22 protein-coding genes and 1 riboswitch are annotated in these 25486 nt (G+C 71.7%); of the genes, 15 read left to right on the forward strand and 7 right to left on the reverse strand.

Going from position 1 to position 25486, the window contains the following annotated elements; translation table 11 throughout:
* Positions 1-51: 51 nt before the first annotated feature.
* Positions 52-1119, reverse strand: a complete 1068-nt coding sequence (locus tag ACZ4VK_RS21640; protein ID WP_468354223.1) for a GDSL-type esterase/lipase family protein — start codon at positions 1117-1119, stop codon at positions 52-54.
* Positions 1120-1408: 289 nt separating this feature from the next.
* On the opposite strand from ACZ4VK_RS21640, the gene ACZ4VK_RS21645 reads away from it, so the two are divergent.
* Both ACZ4VK_RS21645 and ACZ4VK_RS21650 read left to right on the forward strand, forming a co-directional pair.
* Positions 1409-2896 (forward strand): amino acid permease, encoded by a 1488-nt coding sequence (locus ACZ4VK_RS21645; RefSeq protein ID WP_468354225.1) that lies wholly within the window; start codon positions 1409-1411, stop codon positions 2894-2896.
* A gap of 10 nt (positions 2897-2906) precedes the next feature.
* Positions 2907-3362 (forward strand): Lrp/AsnC family transcriptional regulator, encoded by a 456-nt coding sequence (locus ACZ4VK_RS21650; RefSeq protein ID WP_389684745.1) that lies wholly within the window; start codon positions 2907-2909, stop codon positions 3360-3362.
* A 109-nt stretch (positions 3363-3471) separates the two neighbouring features.
* Here the strand turns inward: ACZ4VK_RS21650 and ACZ4VK_RS21655 are convergent, their stop codons facing one another.
* Positions 3472-4026 carry a Repetin gene (locus ACZ4VK_RS21655; protein WP_468354227.1) on the reverse strand — a complete coding sequence of 185 codons (555 nt, stop codon included), beginning with the start codon at positions 4024-4026 and terminating at the stop codon, positions 3472-3474.
* Between the two features lie 286 nt (positions 4027-4312).
* Between ACZ4VK_RS21655 and ACZ4VK_RS21660 the strand changes: the two genes are divergently transcribed.
* Together ACZ4VK_RS21660 and ACZ4VK_RS21665 are read left to right on the forward strand one after the other, a co-directional pair.
* Entirely contained in the window at positions 4313-5119 is an 807-nt protein-coding gene (locus ACZ4VK_RS21660; protein ID WP_468354229.1) for a carbon-nitrogen hydrolase family protein, read from the forward strand.
* 57 nt (positions 5120-5176) lie between these two features.
* The gene (locus tag ACZ4VK_RS21665; RefSeq protein WP_389684748.1) at positions 5177-6874 is read left to right on the forward strand and encodes a flavin monoamine oxidase family protein; all 1698 of its coding nucleotides are present in this window, start codon (positions 5177-5179) and stop codon (positions 6872-6874) included.
* 12 nt (positions 6875-6886) lie between these two features.
* Here the strand turns inward: ACZ4VK_RS21665 and ACZ4VK_RS21670 are convergent, their stop codons facing one another.
* From ACZ4VK_RS21670 to ACZ4VK_RS21680, 3 genes are all read right to left on the reverse strand, one after another.
* Positions 6887-7594 carry a DUF5995 family protein gene (locus tag ACZ4VK_RS21670; RefSeq protein ID WP_468354231.1) on the reverse strand — a complete coding sequence of 236 codons (708 nt, stop codon included), beginning with the start codon at positions 7592-7594 and terminating at the stop codon, positions 6887-6889.
* Between the two features lie 73 nt (positions 7595-7667).
* Positions 7668-9068, reverse strand: coding sequence for a uracil-xanthine permease family protein (locus ACZ4VK_RS21675; RefSeq protein ID WP_468354355.1), 1401 nt, complete (start codon positions 9066-9068; stop codon positions 7668-7670).
* Positions 9069-9178: 110 nt separating this feature from the next.
* On the reverse strand, positions 9179-10399 hold the full coding sequence (locus tag ACZ4VK_RS21680; RefSeq protein WP_468354233.1) for an MFS transporter: 1221 nt from the start codon (positions 10397-10399) through the stop codon (positions 9179-9181).
* Positions 10400-10508: 109 nt separating this feature from the next.
* Between ACZ4VK_RS21680 and ACZ4VK_RS21685 the strand changes: the two genes are divergently transcribed.
* Positions 10509-11633, forward strand: a complete 1125-nt coding sequence (locus ACZ4VK_RS21685; protein WP_468354235.1) for an ROK family transcriptional regulator — start codon at positions 10509-10511, stop codon at positions 11631-11633.
* A 145-nt stretch (positions 11634-11778) separates the two neighbouring features.
* Here ACZ4VK_RS21685 and ACZ4VK_RS21690 read toward each other — a convergent pair whose 3' ends face one another.
* The gene (locus tag ACZ4VK_RS21690; RefSeq protein ID WP_468354237.1) at positions 11779-14148 is read right to left on the reverse strand and encodes a chitinase C-terminal domain-containing protein; all 2370 of its coding nucleotides are present in this window, start codon (positions 14146-14148) and stop codon (positions 11779-11781) included.
* 243 nt (positions 14149-14391) lie between these two features.
* A riboswitch (FMN riboswitch) is annotated at positions 14392-14521 on the forward strand.
* A 163-nt stretch (positions 14522-14684) separates the two neighbouring features.
* Here ACZ4VK_RS21690 and ribD point away from each other — a divergent pair.
* The 10 genes from ribD to ACZ4VK_RS21740 all read left to right on the forward strand — a co-directional run bounded on the left by ribD (position 14685) and on the right by ACZ4VK_RS21740 (position 23397).
* Positions 14685-15761 (forward strand): bifunctional diaminohydroxyphosphoribosylaminopyrimidine deaminase/5-amino-6-(5-phosphoribosylamino)uracil reductase RibD, encoded by a 1077-nt coding sequence (gene ribD / locus ACZ4VK_RS21695; RefSeq protein WP_468354239.1) that lies wholly within the window; start codon positions 14685-14687, stop codon positions 15759-15761.
* 2 nt (positions 15762-15763) lie between these two features.
* Positions 15764-16372: a riboflavin synthase gene (locus tag ACZ4VK_RS21700; protein WP_468354241.1), complete on the forward strand. Its 609-nt coding sequence runs from the start codon at positions 15764-15766 to the stop codon at positions 16370-16372.
* Entirely contained in the window at positions 16369-17004 is a 636-nt protein-coding gene (locus ACZ4VK_RS21705; protein WP_468354243.1) for a nicotinamide mononucleotide transporter family protein, read from the forward strand. Before ACZ4VK_RS21700 ends, ACZ4VK_RS21705 begins: the two co-directional genes overlap by 4 nt.
* Positions 17001-18278, forward strand: a complete 1278-nt coding sequence (locus tag ACZ4VK_RS21710) for a bifunctional 3,4-dihydroxy-2-butanone-4-phosphate synthase/GTP cyclohydrolase II (protein ID WP_468354245.1) — start codon at positions 17001-17003, stop codon at positions 18276-18278. Before ACZ4VK_RS21705 ends, ACZ4VK_RS21710 begins: the two co-directional genes overlap by 4 nt.
* A 30-nt stretch (positions 18279-18308) precedes the next feature.
* Entirely contained in the window at positions 18309-18794 is a 486-nt protein-coding gene (gene ribH / locus ACZ4VK_RS21715) for a 6,7-dimethyl-8-ribityllumazine synthase (protein ID WP_125665105.1), read from the forward strand.
* A 35-nt stretch (positions 18795-18829) separates the two neighbouring features.
* Entirely contained in the window at positions 18830-19102 is a 273-nt protein-coding gene (locus tag ACZ4VK_RS21720; RefSeq protein WP_030551960.1) for a phosphoribosyl-ATP diphosphatase, read from the forward strand.
* A gap of 50 nt (positions 19103-19152) precedes the next feature.
* Complete coding sequence (hisG, locus tag ACZ4VK_RS21725; RefSeq protein WP_389684758.1) at positions 19153-20001, forward strand: ATP phosphoribosyltransferase; 849 nt, start codon at positions 19153-19155, stop codon at positions 19999-20001.
* A 40-nt stretch (positions 20002-20041) separates the two neighbouring features.
* Positions 20042-20497: a PH domain-containing protein gene (locus ACZ4VK_RS21730; protein WP_468354248.1), complete on the forward strand. Its 456-nt coding sequence runs from the start codon at positions 20042-20044 to the stop codon at positions 20495-20497.
* Positions 20498-20842: 345 nt separating this feature from the next.
* Complete coding sequence (locus tag ACZ4VK_RS21735) at positions 20843-22339, forward strand: hemolysin family protein (protein ID WP_468354250.1); 1497 nt, start codon at positions 20843-20845, stop codon at positions 22337-22339.
* On the forward strand, positions 22336-23397 hold the full coding sequence (locus ACZ4VK_RS21740) for a hemolysin family protein (RefSeq protein WP_468354252.1): 1062 nt from the start codon (positions 22336-22338) through the stop codon (positions 23395-23397). The genes ACZ4VK_RS21735 and ACZ4VK_RS21740 overlap by 4 nt, the downstream gene beginning before the upstream one ends.
* Before the next feature lie 60 nt (positions 23398-23457).
* Here the strand turns inward: ACZ4VK_RS21740 and ACZ4VK_RS21745 are convergent, their stop codons facing one another.
* Positions 23458-25377 (reverse strand): AAA family ATPase, encoded by a 1920-nt coding sequence (locus ACZ4VK_RS21745; protein ID WP_468354254.1) that lies wholly within the window; start codon positions 25375-25377, stop codon positions 23458-23460.
* Positions 25378-25486 lie beyond the last annotated feature (109 nt).

Consider the following 25486-nt stretch of genomic DNA (forward strand, 5'->3'; position numbering starts at 1 on the left):
CCCGGAGAGTTCCTCCCCGGGGGCCCACGGCGTTTCCGTACGGTCGCCTCGTCAGGGCCCTGGCGCCGTGGCAGGGCCGGTCGGGACGTACGGTCCGAGGGCCTCCGCCACCGCCGCCGCGATCCTGGCGTGCCCCCGGTCGTCCGGATGCAGTCCGTCCGCCAGGTGCTCCGGGCCGAGCAGTGGCCGTCCCGGGAGGACCAGGAGGCGCCCGTCGCCCTCCGCCGCCAGATCCCGGCCCGCCCGCTCCATCGCCCTGCGCAGCTCCGTGAGGGTCGCTCCGAAAGCGTTGCGGGTGTGCTCCGCCTCAGGGCGCAGCACGGGCGAGACGATGAGCAGCGGCGTCTCCGGATGCCCCTGGCGCACCAGAGCGACGAAGGCCCGGACGGTGGCGTACAGCCAGTCGGCCGTCGCGGGCGCCCGGGACCAGCAGTTGGTGCCGAACGCGAGGGTGATCAACTCGCCCGGGAGCCGCGCCAGGTGTTCGGCGAGGGGGAGCTCGCCCCGCGCCCCGCCCGCGTACCCGAGGTTCACCGGGTCGAGCCCGAGCAGCCGTCCCGCCGTCGCGGGCCAGGAGAGGGCCGGACGGGTCGACCACCAGCCCTCGGTGATGGAGTCGCCGTGGACCAGCCAGCGGGGCCGGACGGGAGCGCGGGAGAGGGCGCCGCCGACGGCCCGCAGGGCGAGCGGCAGGGGCGCCTCTCCCTCCGGGAGGTGGACGGTGAAGACACCGCCGCCCGGGGGCAGCGGGAGCGTGACGGTGGCCTCGGCGGCCGGCGCGGCGCAGGTCTCGCCGACGAGCCGCGTACCGCTCCAGACGGCGAAGCAGTGGCGAAGCCCGCCGAGCGGGTCGTCCGGCTCAGGGACGGCCGCCCGGTAGCGGAGCCGCACCGCGCGCGTACCCGGCGCGGCCGTGAACTCCAGCCGTACGCCGATGGGCAGCGCGGCCCGCTCGGCGACGTCCCACGGCAGCCGCTCCAGGTCGGCCGGGTCGGCCCGCACCGGCCGGCCGTGGTCGAGCCAGGCCGTGCCGCGCAGGAAGGGCGCCGGGTCGCACCAGCCCACCGGGGCCTCCGTCGTCGAGGGGGTCGGGAGCTCGAAGTGTGGGTCATCGGACATGAGGAGTCCATACGCGTGCGAGGGCCGGTTCACACCCCGATGTGTCGATTCATGCGGGGGAGCGCAATGTTTACCCGTCTGCGCCCGAAGCGCGCAATGATCATCCGCCACTGCGCAACAACCCTGCATTACGAGTGCGAACCTCTGGCGTTTAGGCTCGTGCCTCGTACCAGGAGTGGCGGCGACCGCCTGCTCGGCGGTTCCCCTTCCCCCGTGGGCCTGACTCGTCACGCCCGCGCACCGCTGCGGTCGTCTCCGTACCCACAGGCAGCGATAAGGAGCCTCCGCAGTGCTGGATCAAGGCGCAGCCCCGCCGGTCGTCGACACGGCCCCCCGCAAGACCTCCGCTCTCCGTGCTCTGACCCGCCGCAAGCCGGTGGAACAGCTGGTCGCAGAGGGTGGGCAGGGTGAGGGCGGCAGTCTCCGCCGGTCACTCTCGATGTGGCAGCTGACCATGATCAGCATCGGTGCCACGCTCGGCACCGGCATCTTCGTGGTGCTCGGTGAGGCGGTTCCGCTGGCGGGCCCCGCGGTCACCGTCGCGTTCGTCTTCGCCGGCCTCACGGCGCTGTTCTCCGCCCTCTCGTACGCCGAACTGGCCGGCACCATACCCGTGGCGGGATCCTCCTACTCGTATGCGTACGCAACGATGGGTGAAGTCATCGCCTGGATCTGCGGCTGGTGTCTGCTCCTGGAGTACGGCGTCTCCATCGCCGCCGTGGCCGTCGGCTGGGGCGACTACCTCAACGAGCTCCTCGACGGAACGATCGGCGTCACGCTCCCCACGGCGCTCACCGCGCCCCCCGGCGACGGCGGCGTGTTCAACCTGCCGGCCCTGATCGTCGTGGCCCTCGCGATGGTGTTCCTGCTCGGCGGCGCCCGGGAGTCCGCTCGCGCCAACACGATCATGGTGTTCGTGAAGTTCGCCTCGCTCGCGCTGTTCTGCGCGGTCGGCTTCATCGGCTTCAAGTCCGGCAACTTCTCGGACTTCATGCCGCTCGGTGCCGGCAGCATCGGCGCCGCGGGAGCCATCCTGTTCTTCTCGTACATCGGCTTCGACGCCGCCTCGACGGCTGGCGAGGAGGCCAAGAACCCCAAGCGCGACCTGCCCCGGGCGATCATGCTCTCCCTGCTGATCGTCACCGCGCTGTACGTGCTCGTCGCCTTCGTCGCCGTCGGCGCCTGGGACTGGAAGAAGTTCGCCGGCACCGACGCGACACTCGCCGCGATCATGAACGACGTCACCGGCCAGAGCTTCTGGGGCACCCTGCTCGCCGCCGGCGCGGTCATCTCCATCGCCAGCGTCGTCCTCACCGTCCTCTACGGTCAGACCCGCATCCTCTTCGCCATGTCCCGCGACGGCCTCGTCCCCAAGGTCTTCGGCAAGGTCCACGTCAAGACCGGCACGCCGCGCGCCAACACGATGATCGTCTCGCTCTTCTGCGGCCTCCTCGCCGCCGCCGTCCCGCTCGGCGAGCTGGTCAACGCCACGAGCATCGGCACGCTCTTCGCGTTCGCCCTGGTCAACGTCGCCGTGGTGGTGCTCCGCTACCGCCGCCCCGACATGGACCGCTCGTTCAAGGTGGCGCTCGGCCCGGTCTTCCCGATCCTCGGCTTCGCCTTCTGCGCGTACAGCATGTACAAGCTCGACATCATCACCTGGGTGTACTTCGGTGGCTGGATGGTGGTGGGCCTCGTGTTCTACTTCCTGTACGGCATGCGCCGCTCCCGACTGGCCTCGGCCCCGGCTCCGGCAGAGACCCCCGCAGAGAAGTGATCCACCCGTAGTGCGACTCAACGACCTCGACGAACGCATCGTCCACGCCCTCGCGGAAGACGCCCGCCGCAGCTACGCCGACATCGGCATGCTCGTCGGACTCTCCGCGCCCGCCGTGAAGCGGCGCGTGGACCGGCTCAGGGCCGAGGGCGCCATCACCGGCTTCACCGTACGGGTGGACCCGGCGGCGCTCGGCTGGGAGACCGAGGGGTTCGTCGAGATCTACTGCCGCCACAACACCTCGCCGGACGACATCCGGCGAGGTCTTGAGCGGTATCCCGAGGTGGTGTCCGCGTCGACCGTCACCGGTGACGCGGACGCCGTCGTCCAGGTCTTCGCCTCGGACATGCGGCACTTCGAGCGGGTCCTGGAGCGGATCGCGGGTGAGCCGTTCGTGGAGCGCACCAAGTCCGTCCTGGTGCTCTCGCCCTTGCTGCGGCGCTTCTCCTCGGGCTCACCGGCGTAGCTCCGTACAGCCCCCGCAGGTTGGGCGATCGGGGCGGTGCGGGCCGTGGTTCCCGCACCGCCCTTCGCCCGCCCACCCCCGTGGGGCGGTCCATGGGTGGCCGGCCGCCCTACTCGGTCGGGTAGACGAACTCCCAGGGCGTGACCCGGAAGTCGCCCGTCCCCTCCTGGACCTTCTCGAACGGCGCGCCGCTGAGGCACGGCGGGATCTTGTCCTTCTGCGGGTCGGCGGTCATCCAGGTGTAGCCGAGCCGGTCGCCGCCTGCGTCGTCGTGGACCGTGACGCCGACGCGCGCCTTCCGGAACTCCTTCACATCGGTCTCCACGACGACACCGGAGACGACGGCCACCTTCCCGCCCGTGGCGAGACAGTCGACCTTCACCTTCGCGTACCCGCCCCAGTCACCCTTGTAGTGGCTGAAGCGGAAGGTGCCGGTGGCCTTCATCGGATCCTGCCGGTCCTGTTCGGCCAGATGCGCGTCGAAGGTGAAGGTGATGTCGTCCCCGGCGGGCCGGTACAGCTTGGCCGTGCCGGTCAGCGCGGCGGCCTCCGAGACGGCGGCCGGGGCGGGAGCGTGGTCCGTCGAGGCGACGGCGGCACCCCCGGCCCCCAAGGTGAGCAGAATCGCGGCGGCGACGGCGACGGTCTTCGTACGACGGTTCATGGTTCCCCGGTCCTTTCGGCTGGTCCGGCGGGTCGACCGGACGACCACCACTCTTTCGCGGCGCCCGCCGGCCGGCGTCGCGCCGGAGGACGGTTCCGTCTCCGCCGCGCGGCGGGGAAGCCCTGGTACCCCGGGAGGAGCCGTACGCAACGAATCGCCGCCCGCCCGGCCGATCGCGCAACGGTTCGACGGTCGGTCCGCAACGCTGCAGTCTTGTCCCGACGGAGCGCGAAACCGTACCGTTTTTGACGTCTTCCCCCTTTACTTCGACCCCCGAGGATCACGCATGTCCGCGCTGCGCATCGCCCTGCTCCAGAGCTCCGGTGAGCTCGGTGACGTGGCCGCCAACCTCAAGATCCTCGACGAGGCCGCAGGACGTGCCGCCGCCGCCGGCGCGGGCCTGCTGCTCGCCCCCGAGCTCTTCCTCACCGGGTACGCCATCGGCGCCGACATGGCCCGCCTGGCCGAGCCGGCCGACGGCCCCTCCGCCCGTGCCGTCGCGGCCGTCGCCGTGCGCCACGGTCTGGCCGTCGGCTACGGCTACCCGGAGCGGAACACCGAGCGGCACGGGGTCCTGCACAACTCCGCCCAGCTCATCGGCGCCGACGGCGAGACCCTCGTGCGCTACCGCAAGACCCACCTCTACGGCGGCTTCGAGACCCAGTGGTTCACGCCCGGCGAGGAGAGCGTCGCGCAGGCGGAGATCGACGGACTCACCGTCGGTCTGATGATCTGCTACGACGTCGAGTTCCCCGAGAACGTACGGGCGCAGGCCCTGGCCGGTACGGACCTCCTCCTCGTGCCGACCGCGCTCATGCACCCCGCCGAGATCGTCGCCGAGTCCGTCGTCCCCGTGCGCGCCTTCGAGAACCAGCTCTACATCGCGTACGCCAACCGGACCGGCCCCGAGGGCGACTTCGAGTTCGTGGGCCTCTCCACCCTCGCGGGCCCCGACGGCACCGCCCGCGCCCGCGCCGGCCGCGGCGAGGACCTCGTCATCGGCGATGTCGACCCCGCCTTCCTGGCGGCCTCGCGCGCGGGCAACCCGTACCTCGCCGACCGCCGCCCCGGGCTCTACGGCTCCCTCGTCTGAGCAGCCCCCCGCCTCCCCGACCTGCCTCACCTTTTTCGTGCAAGGAGTCCGTACCCCATGACGTCCACGGTGCCCACGACCGCCGTTCCGCACAGCGACGGCCAGCCGCCGATCACCATGTTCGGTCCGGACTTCCCGTACGCCTACGACGACTTCCTGGCCCACCCGGCCGGACTCGGCCAGATACCGGCGACCGAGCACGGCACCGAGGTCGCCGTCATCGGCGGCGGGCTCTCCGGCATCATCGCCGCGTACGAGCTGATGAAGATGGGCCTCAAGCCCGTCGTCTACGAGGCCGACCAGATCGGCGGGCGGCTGCGGACCGTCGGCTTCGAGGGCACCGCCACCGAGGGCCTCACCGCCGAGATGGGCGCCATGCGCTTCCCGCCCTCCTCGACCGCGCTCCAGCACTACATCGACCTGGTCGGTCTCGAGACCACGCCCTTCCCGAACCCGCTGGCCGAGTCGACCCCCTCGACCGTCGTCGACCTCAAGGGCGAGTCGCACTACGCCACCACCGTCGACGACCTCCCGCAGGTCTACCGCGACGTGATGAACGCGTGGAACGCCTGTCTGGACGAGGGCGCCGACTTCTCCGACATGAACCAGGCCATGCGTGAGCGCGACGTCCCGCGCATCCGCGAGATCTGGTCGAAGCTCGTCGAGAAGCTCGACAACCAGACGTTCTACGGCTTCCTCTGCGAGTCCGAGTCCTTCAAGTCCTTCCGGCACCGGGAGATCTTCGGGCAGGTCGGCTTCGGCACCGGCGGCTGGGACACCGACTTCCCCAACTCCATCCTGGAGATCCTCCGCGTCGTCTACACCGAGGCCGACGACCACCACCGCGGCATCGTCGGCGGCTCGCAGCAGCTGCCGCTGCGCCTCTGGGAGCGCGAGCCGGAGAAGATCGTCCACTGGGCGCAGGGCACCTCGCTCAGCTCCCTGCACGAGGGCGCCCCGAAGCCGGCCGTGACCCGGCTGAACCGGACCGCGGGCAACCGGATCACCGTCACCGACGCCTCCGGCGACATCCGCACGTACCAGGCGGCGATCTTCACCGCCCAGTCCTGGATGCTGCTGTCCAAGATCGCCTGCGACGACTCGCTCTTCCCGATCGACCACTGGACGGCGATCGAGCGCACGCACTACATGGAGTCGAGCAAGCTCTTCGTCCCCGTCGACCGGCCCTTCTGGCTGGACAAGGACGAGGAGACCGGGCGTGACGTCATGTCGATGACGCTGACCGACCGGATGACCCGTGGCACGTACCTCCTGGACGACGGACCGGACAAGCCGGCCACCATCTGCCTCTCGTACACCTGGTGCGACGACAGCCTGAAGTGGCTGCCGCTCTCCGCGAACGAGCGGATGGAGGTCATGCTGAAGTCGCTCGGCGAGATCTACCCGAAGGTCGACATCCGGAAGCACATCATCGGCAACCCGGTGACGGTCTCCTGGGAGAACGAGCCCTACTTCATGGGCGCGTTCAAGGCGAACCTGCCCGGTCACTACCGCTACCAGCGGCGCCTGTTCACGCACTTCATGCAGGACCGGCTGCCCGAGGACAAGCGGGGCATCTTCCTCGCCGGCGACGACATCTCCTGGACGGCCGGCTGGGCCGAGGGCGCGGTGCAGACGGCGCTCAACGCCGTCTGGGGCGTGATGCACCACTTCGGCGGCGCCACCGACGGCACCAACCCGGGCCCGGGCGACGTGTACGACGAGATCGCCCCGGTCGAGCTGCCGGAGGACTGACCTCCAGAGGTCTCAGGGCCTGGTGAGCGGCGTGAGCAGCATCCGTCCCACCAGGCCCACCGACCGGTCGAGGCGCTCGGTGAACTCCCCGGCGAGCTCGGGGACACCGCGCAGCTCCCAGAGGGAGCGCGCCGCGAGCCAGGCCCCGTCCCTGGCCCGGTCCAGGCTCCAGCAGCCGAGCAGATGGGTGAGCGGGTCCGCGATCTCCAGGAGGTCGGGGCCGGGCATCAGCTCCTCCCGGATCCGCTCCTCCAGGAGCACCAGGATGTCCCCGACCCGGTCGAACTCGTCCTCCAGATCGGGCGGCGCGCACTCCAGGATTCCGCAGGCGTCGACGACGGCGAGCGCCAGGTCGTGGCCGATGTGGGCGTTGATCCCGGCGAGCGCGAACTGCAGCGGCCGTACGCCGGGGTGGCGCCGGTAGTGGAAGAGGGGCCGCCAGCAGGCGGGGGCAGGGCCGCCGGTGGCGACCGCGTCGACCGCCGCGAGGTAGCGCTCGGCGAACCGTACGTCGAGGGTGGCGGCGGCCCGCCGGTCGGCGAAGCCGCCCGCCTCGATGGCGTGGCCGATCTCCTCCGTGACGGTCAGATAGACGCGGTTGAAGACGGCGACCCCGTCGGCCGGATGCCAGGCCGCGCGCAGCGCCCGCATCCGGTCCACCACGGGGTCGACGGCTACGAAGGGTCCGAGTTGCTGCCCGAGCTGCTGGGTCTGCGCCATGGGGGCAGGCTCCCAGCCGCCGGGCCCGCGAGGGAACTCCCCGGGCCCGGCTTACCCAGAACGGGCGAATCACTCAGTTCTTCGACACCGGTTCCTCGCCGGGCGTGCTCTCGTACGAGCTGGTCCCGGAGTCGAGCAGGGGCTCCTGCTCCTTGAGGTGGGCCGGGGCGAACGCGCGCAGCACGTGGTAGCCGGTGATGACGACGATCGTGCCGAGCGCGATGCCGCCCAGCTCGAAGGTGTCGGTGATGGTCAGCTTCACCCCGCCGACGCCGATGATGATGCCGGCGGCGGTCGGGACCAGGTTGAGCGGGTTGCGCAGGTCCACCTTGGCGTTGATCCAGATCTGGGCGCCGAGCAGGCCGATCATGCCGTACAGGATCACGGTGATGCCGCCGAGGACGCCGCCGGGGATGGCGGCGACGACCGCGCCGAACTTCGGGCAGAGGCCGAAGAGCAGGGCGAAGCCCGCGGCGGCCCAGTACGCGGCGGTCGAGTAGACGCGGGTGGCGGCCATGACGCCGATGTTCTCGGAGTACGTGGTGTTCGGCGGGCCGCCGACGGCCGTCGACAGCATCGAGGCGGCGCCGTCGGCGGCGATCGCGGTGCCGAGCTGGTCGTCGAGCGGCTTGCCGGTCATCTCGCCGACGGCCTTGACGTGTCCGGCGTTCTCGGCGATCAGGGCGATGACGACGGGCAGCGCGACCAGGATCGCGGACCACTCGAAGCTCGGGCCGTGGAACGAGGGCAGGCCGATCCAGTCGGCCGTGGAGACCCCGGACAGGTCGAGCCGCCAGTGGTCGGTGACCTGGCCGCTCGGGGACATCGAGTGGATCCTGCCGAAGACCAGGTCGAACACCCAGGAGATGCCGTAGCCGAAGATCAGGCCGAGGAAGATCGCGATCCGGGACCAGAAGCCCCGCAGACAGACCACGGCCAGCCCGGTGAAGAGCATGACGAGGAGCGCGGTCCACTGGTCCTGCGGCCAGTAGGTGGCGGCGGTGACCGGGGCGAGGTTGAAGCCGATCAGCATGACGACGGCGCCCGTCACGACCGGGGGCATCGCCGCGTGGATGATCCGCGCCCCGAACCTCCGCACCGCGAGACCGGCGAGGAAGAGCACCGCGCCCACGACGAGGACCGCGCCGGTGACGGTGGCGCTGCTGCCGCCGGAGGCCCGGATGGCGGCGGCGACACCCACGAAGGAGAGCGAGCAGCCCAGGTAGGAGGGGACGGTGCCGCGGGTCGCGAGGAGGAAGATCGCCGTCGCGACGCCCGACATCATGATCGCCAGGTTCGGGTCGAGGCCCATGAGGACCGGGGCCACGAACGACGCTCCGAACATGGCCACCACGTGCTGGGCGCCGAGGCCCGCCGTACGGGGCCAGGAGAGCCGTTCGTCCGGGCGGACGACCGCTCCGGGCGCGGGTGTCCGCCCGTCGCCGTGCAGACTCCAGCGCACGCCGAGGTTCATGAGGTCGCTCCCGTTCTCCGGTTCCTGCGGCCGCGTCATGACCGCAGAAGATCAGCCATATGGTAGGCGCCACCGCCAGACGGAGTTGTGCGCGCCAGCCGGCCCGCGCCCTAGCCCCCCACCGGACCCGAGGTCTTCGCGGAGGGCGCCGCCGGGGTCGACGCCGCCTTCCGGCCCGCCGTCCTGAGCACGCCCGCACCGACCACGAGGCCCAGGGTGAGCAGGGTGACCAGGCCGAAGGAGACGACGAGGGAGGTCGCGTCGGCGATGCCGCCGATCGCCGAGGGGGCGATCAGACCCGAGGTGTACGTGATGGTGGCGACGCCCGCGATGGCCTGGCTGGGGTTCGGGCCGCTGCGCCCGGCCGCCGCGAAGGCGAGCGGGACGACGACGGCGATCCCGAGCCCGATGAGACCGAATCCGGCCATCGCCACGGCGGCGTGCGGGGCGAACACCACCATGACCCCGCCGACGGTCGCGGCGACGCCCCCGACGCGTACGGTACGGACCGCCCCGAAGCGGTCCACGACCCGGTCGCCGGCGAGCCGGGCCACGGCCATCGTCAGCGCGAAGGCGGTGGTGGAGGCGGCCGCGAGACCGGCCGAGCTGCCCAGCTCGTCCCGGAGGTAGACGGCCGACCAGTCGAGGCTGGCGCCCTCCGCGAAGACGGCGCAGAAGCCGATGGCGCCGATGACCAGGGCGGACCTGGGCGGCAGCGCGAACCGTGGCGGGGCCTCCTCGTCGGGGGTGCTGCGCACGTCGAGCACGCCCTGGCAGAAGAGCAGGCCGAGCGCGGTGAGGAGCAGGGCCGCGAGGAGGTGGTGGAGCCGGGCGTCGCCGCCGAGGTGGGCGGCGACCGTGCCGGCGGCGGAGCCGATGAGGGCGCCGACGCTCCACATGCCGTGCAGGCTCGACATGATCGACTTGCCGAGCCGGTTCTCGGTCTCGACGCCGAGCGCGTTCATCGCGACGTCGGACATGCCGGCCGTGGCGCCGTACACGAAGAGCGCGCCGCACAGCCCCCAGATGTTCGGTGCAAGGGAGGGCAGCGTCAGCGAGAGCGTCCAGAGGGCCAGCAGGCCGCGCAGCGCCGTGCGGGCGCCGAAGCGGTGGCCGATGGCTCCGGCGAGCGGCATCGCGAGCGAGGCGCCGAGCGCGGGGAAGGCGAGCGCGAGTCCGAGCTGTCCCGCGCTGACGCTCGCGTGCTCCTGGATCCAGGGGATGCGGGTCGCGAAGCTGCCGGTGACGGCGCCGTGGACGCAGAACACGGCGGCGACGGCGAAGCGCGCCCGCCGCAGGCGATCGGTGCTGGTGACGGTCTCCGCCGCCATGGGCCCCTCCCAGTGGTCGTGGTGTGTCGCGTAAACTATCAGGAAGCCTGCCTGATAAATAGAGCGCCGTGGGGAGTGCCGCTCCCCACGCGTCTGAGAGGATCGCCGCATGGCCGCATCCCCGAGCACCGCACGAGCCATCAACGACCGGTTCGCCCTGCGACTGCTCCAGGACGAGGGCCCGTTGACGGCCACTCAGCTCAAGGCCCTCACCGGACTCTCCCGGCCCACCGTCGCCGACCTCGTCGAACGGCTCCAGGGCTCCGGGCTCGTCCATGTCGTCGGGGAGTCGGGAGCCGAGCGCCGCGGTCCCAACGCCAAGCTGTACGGGATTGTCGCCGACCGCGCGCACCTCGCCGCCCTCGACGTCCGCACCCGCTCGGTCTCCGTCACCGTCTCCGACCTGCTCGGCACCACCCTCGCCGAGGCGTCGGTCCCCGTCGGCGACGACAGCGGCACGGGACCGGCCGTGGAGAAGGCGGTCACGCTCCTGGAGCGGACCGTGAAGGAGGCGGGCGCCGACCGGCTGCACAGCGTGGCCGTCGGAGCCCCCGGACTCATCGACCCGGCCACCGGCGAACTCCGCGACTCCACGGGACTGCCCGCCTGGCACCGGCGGCTCGTCGCTGTCCTCCAGGAGCGGCTGCCCGCCCGCGTCCTCGTCGAGAACGAGACCAACCTCGCCGCCGTCGCCGAACTCCGCGAGGGCGCTGCCCGCGACCGGGAGGACTTCGTCCTGCTCTGGCTCGGCCAGGGTGTCGGCGCCGCCGTCGTCCTCGACGGGAGGCTGCGCCGCGGGGCCTCCGGCGGGGCCGGCGAGATCGGGTTCCTGCCCGTCCCCGGCACCTCGGGGCTGCCCTCGGCCACCGGCTGCGACGGCGGCTTCCACGAACTGGCCTGCGCGGCCGCCGTCGAGACCCTCGCCGCCGCCCATGGACTCGACCCGGCCGACGCGCTCGCCTCGGGCCACGGACCCTTCCTCGACGCCCTCGCCCGCCGCCTCGCCGTCGGAGCGGCCGCGGTCGTCTCCGTACTGGACCCCGGCTGTGTGGTCCTCGGCGGGGAGACCGGCCACCAGGGCGGCGCGGAGCTCGCCGCGCGGGTGGAGTCCGAACTCGTGGCGCTCTCGCCCCTCCGTACGGAGGTCAGGCCCAGCAGCCTCGGCGACGCGGCCGTCCTCCGCGGCGCCCTGCTGCGCGCCCGCGACGCGGCGCAGGACGAGCTGTTCCCGTAGGAAATCCGGCCAGGGCCCGGCCTCGCGGAACGCCTCCGCGCCGCGCCCCGGACAGGGGGGCGCGGCGCGGAGGGAGCCCGGCGGCGGCAAGGGCCGTGAGTGTCCGCCGCCGGGGGTCTTCAGAGGGGAGGCGTCACAGGACGTGTCAGCAGGCGCCGAGGTCCTTCCAGACGCCCCACTCGCCGGTCTTGCCCGGCTCCTCGTTCTGGGTCCACCACTGGGCCTTCCACTTGCGGCCGATGTGGGAGACCTCGTTGCCCGCGGTGTAGACCGCGCCGGCCACGTACGCCGGGACGGTGCAGGATCCGGTGGGCGGCGTCGTCGGAGGCGTGGTCGGGGGAGTCGTCGGCGGCGTGGTGGGGGGCGTGGTCGGCGGGGTGGTGGGCGGCGTCGTGGAGCCCGGCTCCACCACCGTCGTGCCGCGCGCCAGGTCACCGGCGAGGGCGTACGTCGTGCCGTTGATGTTCACCGTCCAGTTGGAGGGGGTGGACACCGGCAGGTAGTAGTTGAACGCCAGGTCGACCGTGGCGCCGGGGGCCAGCGACTGCCAGGCCGGGAGCTTCAGGGAGACGCGGTGGAAGTCGCCCTTCAGGCCGCCCACGTTGGAGCCCGTGTGGTCGCTGCTGATCACCTTCGTGCCGAAGCCCGACTGGTCGGAGGCGTTGGCCGGCGCCGAGGTCCCGTAGTCGAACTGGAACTCCGTGCCGCCCGGCAGCGTCGTCGCCGTGTTGTTGGTGATCTTGATCTTCGGGGTGATCGGGTAGTTCGAGTCGCCCAGCTTGAACTCGGTGAACTGGGCGTCGATCTTCACGGCCTGGGTCGGCAGCGCCTTGTTCGACTTCTTCGCGCCGTACGGGGTGGCCGCCCTGAACTTGTCGTACATCAGCGAGGTGAGCGTGGAGCCCATCTCGTACTGGCCCTTGGCCGCGTTCCAGGCGTAGTCGCCGGCCATCTCCCAGACCATCGTGCCGCCGATGCCCTTGCTCACGACGTAGTCGGCCTTGGCGGCCACCGACTGCTCGTCCTCGGTGGAGAGGAAGACCTTCTTCTGCGCGTTCCACAGCCACGGCGCGACCAGGGTCGAGTCGTACCTGCGGGCGTAGGTGCCGGTCAGCGTGGTGTTCGCCGGGAAGCCGTACTGGGTGACGTAGTCGCCGACGATCCCCTTCTCCAGGTTCTTGGCGTGCCACATCGGGTTGGAGCCGGCGGGCGACTCGGCACCGTTGGTGTCCTTGTCGTGCCACAGGTTGTCGATGCCGACGGCGCCGTCACCGCACTTGGTCAGACCGGCTCCGGCCGGGCAGGTGGCCGCGGAGGCCTTGCCCCAGAGGCCGTCGGTGCCGCCCTGCACGTTCTTGTGGCCGCGGGTGTAGTAGGGCAGGCCGATGTTGATGCGGCCGGCCGGCATCGAGCCGCGGAAGTAGTGGTACGCCCAGTCGGTGTTGAGGTACCCGATGTTGCCGTACTGCGCCGAGCCGTAGACGTTGGCGGCGGCGAGCTCGCCGTCCTTGCCGTCGTCGAAGAGGGAGGCGTTGGGCCCGACGTACTCGTTCCAGGCGCCGTGCAGGTCGTAGGACATGATGTTGACGTAGTCCAGGTACTTCTGCACCTGGAAGGTCTCCATGCCGCGCAGCAGGTAGCCGGAGGACGGGGCGGCGACGGTCAGCAGGTAGTGCTTGCCGTCGGCGGCGCCGGCCGTGTCCAGCTTCTCGCGCAGGGACTTCATCAGGGCGGCGTAGCCCTGGACGAGCCCGGCGCGGCGGGCGTTGGCGAACTGCCAGTCGAGCGGGTTCCCGGCGTCCTTCATGGTCGTCGGGTACTCGTAGTCGATGTCGACGCCGTTGAACCCGTACTTCCGGATGAAGTCGACGGCCGAGGTGGCGAAGGTGTCGATCCCGGCCTGGTTGACCGAACCGTCCGCCTTGGTGGCCATCGAGTAGAAGCCGCCGGAGTCCACCCGGTCGCCGTTGTCCGCGAAGTAGCCGCCGGTCTCCGCCCAGCCGCCGACCGAGATCAGCGTCTTCACGTCGGGGTGCTGCTTCTTGAACTTGTTGAGCAGGTTGAAGTGGCCCTTGTACGCGTACGCGGGGTCCATCTCGGCTCCGGCGACACCGGGCCAGGTCATCCCGGTGGCCGCGTTGTCCGGGCCGTCCGCGCCGACGGAGAGCTTGTTGTCCCCGCCGATGTGGCCGAAGGCGTAGTTGATGTGGGTGATCTTCTCCCACGGGATGTCCTTGGCCAGGTACGCGGGCTGGCCGTTCTTGCCGGTGCGCCAGCCGGTGAAGTAGCCGATGACCCGGCGCTGGTGGTCCGCGCCCATCTTCTCGCGGCCCTCGGTGTCGTAGACCGAGCAGTACGGGACGTCGACGCCGGGGGTCTTGTGGAGCCCGTCGGGACGACAGGTCTCGTTGTCGGCCGCGTACGAGACGCCGCCGGAGAGCGAGCTGAGCAGCAGCCCGGCGACGGCCGCGCCGGAAGCGAGCAGCGAGGCTCTCTTGGTCGTGGGGGACAACACGATCGGTCCTCCTGGGGAGGTTGAAGAACACGCAACGAACAAGGGGGTGGTACGTGTTGGGCCCGTGGAGTGCGCACGCCGCCGGGCCGTTCCTCGGAGGTGACACGGAGATTAAGAGGACTAGACCAGTGCGTCAATAGGTCTGGACCAAAGAGGCCGTCGAGGATGCCGTGTGAGCCACCCCACAGGATCTCGCCCGTATCGCCCCGCGCGGCTCGTGGCACACTGGCCCTGTATCAGCAGCAGCGCACTCCGGGGTCGGTGTAATTCCGAACCGGCGGTATAGTCCGCGACCCGTCCGCAGCCAGCGGCCGGTTGACCAGGTGAGATTCCTGGACCGACGGTGAAAGTCCGGATGGGAGGCAGTGCGCGGCGGGTGACCCCTTTCAGGGGTGTGCCGGCCGTACGTCCGCTGGCCGCCGTTCTCGGCGTACCACGCGACGCCGGCCTCGGCGCACCCTGCGCGAGGCGTCTTTCCGCTCTCTGTCGTCATCGACAGGCCCCGGAGTCCGTGCCCGAAGAGGCAGGAGGACCCGGTGGCCCAGCAGGCCGACACCACCGCCATGCGACGCGCCGTCGAGCTCGCCGCCCGCGGTCTCGGCGCCACGAGCCCCAACCCCGTCGTCGGCTGCGTGATCACCGACGCCTCCGGACACCGGGTCGGCGAAGGCTGGCACCAGCGCGCCGGAGGCCCCCACGCCGAGGTCCACGCCCTGCGCGAGGCCGGCGTCCTGGCCCGCGGCGGCACCGCCTACGTCACCCTCGAACCCTGCGACCACACCGGCCGCACCGGCCCCTGCGCCCAGGCCCTGATCGAGGCCGGGATCAGCCGGGTCGTGTACGCCGTCGGTGACCCGAACCCGCAGGCCACGGGTGGCGCCGACACCCTCCGCGCCGCCGGCGTGGAGGTCTCCCAGGGCCTCCTCGCCGACGAGGCCGAGGCCGGCAACCTCGCCTGGCTCACCTCCGTACGCCAGGGCCGCCCCTTCGTCCGGTGGAAGTACGCCGCCACCCTCGACGGCCGGATCGCCGCCGCCGACGGCACCTCCCGCTGGATCACCTCCGCCGAGTCCCGCGCCGACGTCCACCGGCTGCGCGCCGAGTCCGACGCCGTCGTCGTCGGCTCCGGCACCGCCCGTGCCGACGACCCCCACCTCGCCGTCCGCGGCCTCGAAGGGGCCGTCCAGCCGCTGCGGGTCGTCGTCGACACCGAGGCGACCGCCGTGAAGCCCGGCGCCCGCGTCCTGGACGACGCGGCCCCCACCCTGATCGCCGTCGCCGAGGACGCCGCGACCGACCTCGCCGAGGCCGTACGGCTCCCCAGGGCGGCCGGCGGCGGCATCGACGTACGCGCCCTCCTGGACGCCCTCCACGCGCGCGGTGTCCGCTCCGTCCTCCTCGAAGGTGGCCCCACCCTCGCGGGCGCCTTCCTCGCCGCGGGCGCCGTCGACCAGGTCGTCGGCTATCTCGCCCCCGTCCTCCTCGGCGCCGGCCCCACCGCCCTCGCCGACGCAGGAATCAGCACCATCACCGACGCGTTGCGGCTCGACATCACCGAGACCGTGCCTATCGGATCCGATATCCGCATCACCGCCACCCTCAAGGGAGCCTGACCGTGTTCACCGGAATCGTCGAAGAACTGGGCGAGGTCGTCGCCGTCGAGCAGCTGGAGGACGCCTCCCGCTTCCGACTGCGCGGCCCCCTGGTCACGGAAGGCGCCCAGCACGGCGACTCCATCGCCGTCAACGGTGTCTGTCTCACGGTCGTCGAGTTCGGCGACGGCGAGTTCACCGCCGACGTCATGGCCGAGACCCTCAAGCGGTCCAGCCTCGGCGCCCTCGAGATCGGCTCCCGCGTCAACCTGGAGCGGCCCATGGCCGTCGGCGGCCGCCTCGGCGGTCACATCGTCCAGGGCCACGTGGACGGCACCGGCACGATCCTGGAGCGGACCCCGTCCGAGCACTGGGAGCTTGTCAAGGTCGGTCTGCCCGCCCACCTCTCCCGGTACGTCGTCGAGAAGGGCTCGATCACGGTCGACGGCGTCAGCCTCACCGTCGTCGAGGTCACCGACGACTGGTTCACCATCAGCCTCATCCCCACCACCCTCGACCTGACCACGCTCGGCATCAAGAAGAGCGGCGACCCGGTCAACCTCGAAGTGGACGTCATCGCCAAGTACGTCGAGCGGCTGCTCGGCCCCAGCGCCCGGGAGAACGTCAAGTGAACTGGCTCAACTCCGAGGCGTTCACCGTCCTCGACCAGCGCATCATCTGGTCCGACATGGTCGGCAACATCTGCGGACTCGTCGCCCTCGCGCTCGGCTGGCGCCGCTCCGTCTGGACCTGGCCCGTGCAGTTCCTCGCCGGCCTCATCCTCTTCGGCGCCTTCTTCGGCCATCTCACCGGCAGCGCCGGCAAGCAGGTCGTCGTCATGGTCGTGGCGCTCTTCGGCTGGTGGCAGTGGCAGCGCCGCCAGGGACGCGGCGGGGACGGCCACATCGCCGTCCGCTTCGCCACCTTGGGTGAGCGCGCCGCCATGATCGCCGCGGCCGCCGCCGGCACCGTCGCGGTGGCCCTGCTCTTCCAGGCCTTCCCGAGCCTGTCCTGGGACCCCTGGCCCGACGCGTACATCTTCGTCGGCACCGTCGTGGCCATGTACGCCCAGGCCCGGGGCATGGTCGAGTTCTGGTTCGCCTGGCTGCTCGTCGACCTGGTCGGCGTCCCGCTGAACTTCGCCAACGGCTATGCCTTCTCCGGCTCCGTCTACGTCATCTACGGCGCGCTCGTCCTGTGGGGCCTGCGCGACTGGTGGCTCCGGACGCGTACGCCCGCCGCTCTGGAAGGAGCACACGCATGAGCGCGCTTCACCCCTGGGACGGAACCGACCTCGCCCTCGACCCCGTCGAGCAGGCCGTCCGTGACATCGCCGCGGGCCGGCCCGTCGTCGTCGTCGACGACGAGGACCGCGAGAACGAGGGCGACCTCGTCATCGCCGCCGAGAAGGCCACGCCCGAGATCGTCGCCTTCATGATGAGCGAGTGCCGCGGCCTGATCTGCGCCCCCATGGAGGACGACGAACTGGAGCGCCTCCAGCTCCCGCAGATGGTCGAGCACAACACCGAGTCGATGCGGACGGCCTTCACCGTCTCCGTCGACGCGGGCCCCGCGCACGGCGTCACCACCGGCATCTCCGCCGCCGACCGCGCCACCACCCTCCGGATGCTGGCGAGCGGCGCCCACGAGCCCTCCGACTTCGTCCGCCCCGGCCACATCTTCCCGCTGCGCGCCAAGGCCGGCGGCGTCCTCGTCCGCAACGGCCACACCGAGGCCGCCGTCGACCTCGCCCGCCTCGCCGGACTCCGACCGGCCGGCGCGATCGTCGAGATCGCCGGTGAGGACGGCGTCATGCTGCGCCTGCCCGAGCTGGTCCCCTTCGCCCGCAAGCACGGCCTGACGATCATCTCCATCGAGGACCTGATCGCCTACCGGCGCTCCGCCGAGCCGACCGTCCGCCGCGAGGCCGAGGTCCAGCTCCCCACCGCGCACGGCGACTTCACCGCGTACGGCTACCGCTCCACCGTCGACGGCGTCGAGCACGTCGCCCTCGTCCACGGCGAGGTCGGCGACGGCGAGGACGTCCTGGTCCGCGTCCACTCCGAGTGCCTGACCGGCGACATCTTCCACTCCCTGCGCTGCGACTGCGGCCCCCAGCTCCAGGCCTCCATGGACCGGATCCAGGAGGCGGGCCGGGGCGTCGTCGTCTACCTCAGGGGCCACGAGGGGCGCGGCATCGGCCTGCTGTCCAAGCTGCGCGCGTACGAGCTCCAGGAGCGGGGCCGCGACACCCTCGACGCCAACCTGGAACTCGGCCTGCCCGCCGACGCCCGCGACTACGCGGCCGGCGCGCAGATCCTCGTCGACCTGGGCGTCCGCAGCCTGCGCCTGATGACCAACAACCCCGACAAGATCGACGCCCTCACCCGGCACGGCCTGACGGTCGAGGGCCGCGAGCCGATGCCGGTCACGGCGGGCGAGCACAACCTCCGGTACCTGACCACCAAGCGGGACCGGATGGGCCACGACCTGCCCTGGCTGGACGGCTCCCCGGCCTCCACCTGCGGCAACCAGTAAATCCTTCATTCGTACGGTTCAAGGAGAGACATGAGCGGCAAGGGCGCACCCGTCCTCAGCGTGAAGAACTGCGGCGACCTGCGGGTCGCGGTCATCGCGGCGCAGTGGCACGAGAAGATCATGGACGGTCTCGTCGACGGCGCCCTGCGCGCCCTGAGCGAGCTCGGCATCGACGAGCCGACGCTGCTGCGCGTCCCCGGCAGCTTCGAGCTCCCGGTCGTGGCGAAGGTCCTCGCCGGCCGCGGCTACGATGCCATCGTGGCGCTCGGCGTCGTCATCCGCGGCGGAACGCCGCACTTCGAGTACGTGTGCCAGGGCGTCACCCACGGCCTCACCCAGGTCTCGATCGACACCGGCGTACCCGTCGGATTCGGCGTCCTCACCGTCGACACCGAGGAGCAGGCCCTCGACCGGGCCGGCCTCGAAGGCTCCAGCGAGGACAAGGGCCACGAGGCCGTCACCGCCGCCGTCGCCACCGCGACCACGCTGCGCACGGTCAGCGAACCCTGGCGCTGAGTGCGCGACGCTCACCCCGTACTCTTAGGACCATCATGGCGAACAAAACCTTCGAAGAGCTCTTCGCCGAGCTCAAGCTCAAGGCCGAGACCGGCGACCCGGCCACCTCCCGCACCGCGGAGCTGGTGGACAAGGGCGTCCATGCCATCGGCAAGAAGGTCGTCGAAGAGGCCGCCGAGGTCTGGATGGCCGCCGAGTACGAGGGCAAGGAAGCGGCCGCCGAGGAGATCTCGCAGCTGCTGTACCACGTCCAGGTGATGATGGTCGCCCGCGGGATCTCGCTCGACGACGTCTACGCCCACCTCTGAGCACGACTCACCGGTCTCCCCACCACTCCCACGCAAAGGAAGCTCACCCCATGCTGCGCATCGCCGTTCCCAACAAGGGTTCCCTCTCCGGACCTGCGTCGGCAATGCTCCATGAGGCCGGCTACCGCCAGCGCAAGGAGTCCAAGGAGCTCGTCGTCATCGACCCCGACAACGAGGTCGAGTTCTTCTACCTGCGCCCGAAGGACATCGCGATCTACGTCGCCTCCGGGAAGCTGGACATCGGCATCACCGGCCGTGACCTGCTCCTGGACTCCGGCGCCAGCGCCGAGGAGATCCTCGCGCTGAACTTCGGCCGCTCCACCTTCCGGTACGCCACGCGCCCGGGCACCGCGAACGGCCCCGAGGACTTCGGCGGCATGACGATCGCCACCTCCTACGAGGGCATCGTCGCCAAGCACCTCGCCGACCAGGGGATCGACGCCTCCGTCGTCCACCTGGACGGCGCCGTCGAGACCGCGATCCAGCTGGGCGTCGCCCAGGTCATCGCCGACGTCGTGGAGACCGGGACCAGCCTGCGCAACGCGGGTCTCGAGGTCATCGGCGAGCCGATCCTCACCTCCGAGGCCGTCGTCGTCCGCCGCCACGGCGCCGAGGACGACCACCCGCAGGTCCAGCAGTTCCTCCGCCGCCTCCAGGGCGTCCTCGTCGCCCGCTCGTACGTGATGATGGACTACGACTGCCGCGCCGAGCACCTGGAGCAGGCCGTCGCCCTCACCCCGGGCCTGGAGTCGCCGACCATCTCCCCGCTGCACAACGAGGGCTGGGTCGCCGTCCGCGCGATGGTCCCCGCCAAGGAGGCGCAGCGGATCATGGACGACCTGTACGAGATCGGCGCCCGCGCCATCCTCACCACCGCCATCCACGCCTGCCGCCTCTGACGGCACGGACCGTACGCCCCCAGGCTCCGAGGAACACCCGATGTCCCAGCCCGCCGCCCCCGCCCTCCCGGTCACCTTCCGCCCCGGACGCACCCGGGCCGTCCTGCTGACCGTGGGGATCACGATGTTCGTCGTCATCACCGCCGTCGCGCTGATGCTGGAACGGCTCGGGCCGGGGGAGCGCGTCAGCTTCGTCTTCACCGCCGCGCTCTTCCTCGGGATCCTCGTCCTGCTGAGCCGCCCCAAGGTCGTCGCCGACGACGAGGGCGTCACGGTCGTCAACATCACCCGGACCCGGCGGCTCGCCTGGGCGGAGATCCTCAAGGTGAACCTGCGCCCCGGCGACGCCTGGGTGTTCCTCGACCTGAGCGACGGCACCAGCCTGCCGGCGCTCGGCATCCAGCCCGGCATCGCCAAGGAGGCGGCCATCCGGGACGCCCGCGCGCTGCGGGCCCTCGCCGAGACCCATGGGACGGGCGCGGAGCGGACGGCTTGAGCCTGGCCTGAGGTCCGGTCTGAGCTTGGCCTGAGTCCGGTCTGAGCCCGGCTTGGACCCGGTTTGGACCCGGTCTGAGCCCCGGCCGGGGCCACAGGGTCACGCCAGGGGTTTCCCCTCCGGCGGAACCCCGGTCCGTCCCCCATCCGGGGCCGGCCCCCTGCCCCTCGGGGCCTTCGCGTGGCTACTCTGGACGCGGTGGTGCCGAGCGGCACCACCGCCTCGCGTGTGCAGGGCCGCCGCCGCGGCCCGCGAGGCCGCCCTTCGACCCGAGGAGTGACTCCCTCCAGCAATGGACGGATCGTCCGGTAGTACCCGCGCCGCCCCCTCCCAGGAGGCGGCGGCATGATCATCTCCCTTCTGCTGCTCGTCGCGGCCTTCGTCCTCATCCTCGCCAACGGATTCTTCGTGGCCGCCGAGTTCGGTCTCGTGACCGTCGAGCGCGCCGAGGCCGAGCGGGCCGCGGCCGCCGGCGACCGGCGCGCCCGCACCGTCGTCGACGCCCTGCGCGAGCTGTCCTTCCAGCTCTCCGGAACGCAGCTCGGCATCACCCTCACCTCACTCGTCGTCGGCATGCTCGCCGAGCCCGCGCTCGCCGGACTGCTGCACGGCCCGCTCACCGCGACCGGACTGCCCGCCGGGGCGGTCTCCGGGATCTCGGTCGTGATCGGGATGCTGCTCGCGTCCGCCGTCCAGATGGTGGTCGGCGAGCTCGTACCGAAGAACTGGGCGGTCTCCCGGCCGCTCCAGGTGGCCCGCTTCGTGGCCACTCCGCAGCGCTGCTTCTCCGCGCTCTTCCGGCCGGTGATCTCCCTGCTCAACCGGGTCGCCAACCATCTGGTACGACTCCTGGGCGTCGAGCCGACGGAGGAGCTGGACTCGGTCCGCACCCCCGGCGAACTGGTCTCCCTCGCCCGGCACTCCGCCCTCGCCGGGGCGCTCGAACAGGACACCGCGGACCTCTTCGTACGGACCCTGTCCCTCGGCGGCCTCACCGCCGAGCAGGTCATGACCCCGCGCGTCAAGGTCAGCGCGCTCCAGTGGGACGCCACCGCGGCCGACGTCCTCAACCTCACCCGGGCCACCGGCCTCTCGCGCTTCCCCGTCTACCGCGACCGCATCGACGAGATCGTCGGCATGGTCCACCTCAAGGACGCGCTCGCCGTCGCCCCGCCCGCCCGGCTGCGTACCCCCGTGGGCCGGATCGCGGTCCCTCCGCTCCTCGTGCCCGGGACGCTGCCCGCCCAGACCCTCCTGGAGCGGCTGCGCCGAGAACAGCCCATCGCGGTCGTCGTCGACGAGTACGGCGGCACCGCCGGTGTCGTCACCCTTGAGGACATCGTCGAGGAACTCGTCGGCGAGGTCCGCGACGAGCACGACACCGTGAGCGACGGCCGGCCCGAAGTGGCCACCGCCCCCGCCGAGGACGGCCGGCCGACCTGGGACGCCGACGGCTCCTGCAGGGTCCACACCCTGCGCCGGATAGGCCTCGACGTGCCCGAAGGGCCGTACGAGACCGTCGCCGGTCTTGTCGCCGACCTCCTCGGGCGCATCCCCGCCCCGGGCGACCGGGCCGAACTCCCCGGCTGGCAGCTCTCGGTGCGCCAGGTCGACCGCTACCGCGCCGAGCGCGTACGGATCGTACGGACGGACCGGGAGCCGGCCGCCGGCCAGGACCACAACCCGGTCGGGGAGCCGGTCGCGGGCCGGAGCCAGGACCGGAGCGCGGTCGCGGAGCCGGTCGTGGGCCAGGGCCGGAGCCCGGTCGCCGCGCCGGTTGCGGGTCAGGGCGCCGTCGCTGTGCCCTCCGCCTCCCCGCTGGTCACGGAGGGCGTCCGATGAGCATGCTCCCCCTGCTCTTCGCCGTCCTCCTCGTCCTCGCCAACGGCTTCTTCGTCGGGGCCGAGTTCGCGCTCGTCTCCGTCCGCCGCAGCCAGATCGAACCGCTCGGCGGCGCCCGGGCCCAACAGGTTCTGTACGGTCTGGAGAACCTGCCGCAGATGATGGCGGCCGCCCAGTTCGGCATCACCGTCTGCTCCCTGACGCTCGGCGCCGTCGCCGAGCCGACCGTCGCCCGTCTCCTCGAACCCGTCTTCCACTCGGTCGGCGTCCCCGAGGGACTGATCCATCCCCTCGGTTACGTCATCGCCCTCGCCGCGGTCGTCTTCCTCCACCTCGTCATCGGCGAGATGGTCCCGAAGAACCTGGCGATGGCCGCGCCCGAACGGACCGCGCTCTGGCTCGCCCCCGGCCTCGTCGGCTTCGCCCGGCTCTGCCGTCCGGTCACGGCCGCGCTCGGCGCCTGCGCCCGGCTCGTCCTGCGGGCGTTCAAGGTCGAACCGAAGGACGAGGTGGAGGCGGTCTTCACCCGCGCGCAGCTGGGCCGGCTCGTCGAGGACGCCGGGCAGGCCGGACTGCTCGACCCGGCCGAGCAGGAGCGCCTGGAGGACGCCCTCGAACTGGGCACCCGCCCGGTGACGGACGTCCTCATCGCCCCGGCCTCCCTGATCACGGTCCCGCCGACGGTCACCCCACAAGAGGTCGAGGAGCTGACCGTGCGCACCGGGTACTCGCGTTTCCCGGTCCGCGCCGAGGAGGGCACAGCCTTCCAGGGCTTCGTGCATGTGAAGGACGTCCTCGACCTGGAGGAACGGGAGCGGCCGGTGCCGCCGCGGCTGTGGCGGCCGATGGCGACGGTCCCGGCCGAACTGCCGCTCGACGACGCCCTCACCGTGATGCGCCGCGCCGCCACCCATCTGGCGCAGGTCGAGGACGGCTCGGGCCGGGTGCTCGGTCTTGTCGCCCTGGAGGACGTCCTGGAGATGCTGGTGGGCGAGGTCCGCGACCCCGCGCACCGGAACCGCTCGGCGTCACCCGCCCAGCCCCTCGGAGCCGTATAGGCGTCACCCGCCAAGGCGCTCGGGGCCGGCAAGACACCCCCTGGTACCTGCCTTCCGGCCTCAGTACCCCGGCGGTTCCTGCTGCGGGCCGCGGTCGACAGGACCGCGGCCCGACAGGACCTCGCCGTACGCCTGCATGAGGTCGGCGAGCCGGAGGGTGGCGAGGTCCTCCCGGGTCGGGGTGCTCGCGTAGCCGGAGAGCCGCAGGTCCCGGTAGGCGCAGGACTTCTCGTACAGGGTCCGCAGGAAGCGCCCGTTGCCCAGTTCGTCGATCCAGCCCTGCTCGACGACGTGCCCGCTGATCGAGCGCAGTTCCTCGCGGGCCTCCTCGTCCCAGCCGTCCCCGTTGGCCGCGGCGAGGACCTCGCCGATGGCGGTGAGTTCCAGCGGCCGGTACGAGGGGAAGTCGACCCGGGTGGTGAACCGGGAGGAGAGGCCGGGGTTGGTGTTGAGGAGCCGGTCCATGCCCTCGGGGTAGCCGGCCAGGATGACCACGAGGTGGTCGCGGTTGTCCTCGGCCCGTTTGAGGAGGACCTGGAGCGCCTCGTCCCCGTAGGCGTCGCCCTTGCTGTAGCCGGTGTTGGAGAGCGCGTACGCCTCGTCCACGAAGAGCACCCCGCCGACCGCCGAGTCGATGAGCTCGTTGGCCTTGACCGCGGTCTGTCCGAGGAACTCACCCACCAGGTCGGCCCGTTGGGCCTCGACGAGATGGTCGCCGCCGAGCAGCCCGAGGGCGTAGAAGACCCGGCCGAGGATGCGGGCGACCGTGGTCTTTCCGGTCCCCGAGGGCCCGGAGAAGACGAAGTGACGCTTGGGAGGCTGGACCGGAAGGCCCTGGTCCGCCCGGAGTCGTGCCATCTCCAGCTGCGCCGACAACGCCTTGACCTGGCGCTTCACCGGCTCCATGCCGACCATGCCCTCCAGCTCGGCGAGCGCCGCCGCGAGCAGCGCCGGGTCGGTGGGCCCCTCGGGGAAGCGCGGCGGCACCGGCTGGGAGGGCAGCGGGGCCTTCTGCCGTACGGTCTCCGGCGGGGTGAGCGGGGCCACCGGCGGTACGGGCTCGGGTGCGAGCCGCAGTCCGTCGCCCAGTGGCCCGGGGTCGGGATCGGCGCCGGGCGCGGTGTCCCCGGCGTCCTGCCCGAGGCCCCCGCCGACGGTGCCCAGGGCGACCGTCGCGAGGCCGGCCGGGTCGTCCACGCCGTCGTACCCCTCGAAACCGTCGTACTCGGCGATCGCGGCGAGCCGCGCGGCGGTGTCCATGAACGTCGGGTCGATCCGGTGCACGGCCCGGTAGAGCGGCAGGGCGGCGGCGCTGCGCCCGGTGCCCTCATGGGCGCGCGCCAGCCAGTAGCGCAGCTCCTTGCGCTGGGGCTGCTCGCTGCGGCACCGCATGAGCGAGGCGGAGAGCAGCGGCTCGGCCTGGCCGTACATCTCCAGCCGGACCCGGGCCATGCCGCCGAAGAGCCCGGCCTCGATGCCGAGCAGTGGGTCGTCGACGAGGGTCTCGGTGTGCCGTACGAGCTGGTCCCAGTCCTTGACCAGATAGGACCGGCAGGCGTGCAGGAAGCGCACCTGGGGGTCGGTGTCGACCGGAGGGAGCCCCGCGAGCGCCCGGTCGAGCTCCGGTACGTGGCGCCCGTCGAGCCAGTGGGAGGCGTGCGCGAGCAGCAGGTCGCGCGGGCTCTCGAGCACCGGCTGTACCCACCAGCCCAGCCAGTACCAGGAGTTGAGGGTGCGCCGGTAGCGGGCCCGCTGCTCGCCGAAGCGGTCGCGGTTGCGGTACATCCGCAGCAGCGCGGTCGTGGTGTCGACCCGGAGCGCGTGCAGCCCGAGCCAGGCGTCCGCCATGCCGGGGTCCATCCGTACCGCCGTCCGGAACTCGTCCTCCGCCTGCGGATAGGCGCCCATCGTGTAGGCGTCGACTCCGCGCAGCCAGGCGAGCTCGGCGGGGGCCTGCGCGCCCTGCGTGCCGATGTCCATCGGGTCCCCCACAACCGTCTTCGCATGGACGGGATTTGACCGCACCTGGGGGCATCGTACCTGCGCAGGGGGTGCGCGCTTAAGGAGAAGCGCATGATCCGGAAGCGGT

The organism is Streptomyces sp. NPDC028711 (assembly GCF_055565415.1).

What these genes read in the sequence shown, in the direction of transcription:
- hisG (WP_389684758.1), top strand. Translation starts at nt 19,153, where the DNA reads ATGCTGCGCATCGCCGTTCCCAACAAGGGTTCCCTCTCCGGACCTGCG.
- ACZ4VK_RS21680 (WP_468354233.1), bottom strand. Translation starts at nt 10,399, where the DNA reads ATGGCGGCGGAGACCGTCACCAGCACCGATCGCCTGCGGCGGGCGCGC.
- ACZ4VK_RS21685 (WP_468354235.1), top strand. Translation starts at nt 10,509, where the DNA reads ATGGCCGCATCCCCGAGCACCGCACGAGCCATCAACGACCGGTTCGCC.
- ACZ4VK_RS21655 (WP_468354227.1), bottom strand. Translation starts at nt 4,026, where the DNA reads ATGAACCGTCGTACGAAGACCGTCGCCGTCGCCGCCGCGATTCTGCTC.
- ACZ4VK_RS21640 (WP_468354223.1), bottom strand. Translation starts at nt 1,119, where the DNA reads ATGTCCGATGACCCACACTTCGAGCTCCCGACCCCCTCGACGACGGAG.
- ribH (WP_125665105.1), top strand. Translation starts at nt 18,309, where the DNA reads ATGAGCGGCAAGGGCGCACCCGTCCTCAGCGTGAAGAACTGCGGCGAC.
- ACZ4VK_RS21665 (WP_389684748.1), top strand. Translation starts at nt 5,177, where the DNA reads ATGACGTCCACGGTGCCCACGACCGCCGTTCCGCACAGCGACGGCCAG.
- ACZ4VK_RS21745 (WP_468354254.1), bottom strand. Translation starts at nt 25,377, where the DNA reads ATGGACATCGGCACGCAGGGCGCGCAGGCCCCCGCCGAGCTCGCCTGG.
- ACZ4VK_RS21675 (WP_468354355.1), bottom strand. Translation starts at nt 9,068, where the DNA reads ATGAACCTCGGCGTGCGCTGGAGTCTGCACGGCGACGGGCGGACACCC.
- ACZ4VK_RS21660 (WP_468354229.1), top strand. Translation starts at nt 4,313, where the DNA reads ATGTCCGCGCTGCGCATCGCCCTGCTCCAGAGCTCCGGTGAGCTCGGT.
- ACZ4VK_RS21670 (WP_468354231.1), bottom strand. Translation starts at nt 7,594, where the DNA reads ATGGCGCAGACCCAGCAGCTCGGGCAGCAACTCGGACCCTTCGTAGCC.
- ACZ4VK_RS21730 (WP_468354248.1), top strand. Translation starts at nt 20,042, where the DNA reads ATGTCCCAGCCCGCCGCCCCCGCCCTCCCGGTCACCTTCCGCCCCGGA.
- ACZ4VK_RS21740 (WP_468354252.1), top strand. Translation starts at nt 22,336, where the DNA reads ATGAGCATGCTCCCCCTGCTCTTCGCCGTCCTCCTCGTCCTCGCCAAC.
- ACZ4VK_RS21735 (WP_468354250.1), top strand. Translation starts at nt 20,843, where the DNA reads ATGATCATCTCCCTTCTGCTGCTCGTCGCGGCCTTCGTCCTCATCCTC.
- ACZ4VK_RS21720 (WP_030551960.1), top strand. Translation starts at nt 18,830, where the DNA reads ATGGCGAACAAAACCTTCGAAGAGCTCTTCGCCGAGCTCAAGCTCAAG.
- ACZ4VK_RS21710 (WP_468354245.1), top strand. Translation starts at nt 17,001, where the DNA reads ATGAGCGCGCTTCACCCCTGGGACGGAACCGACCTCGCCCTCGACCCC.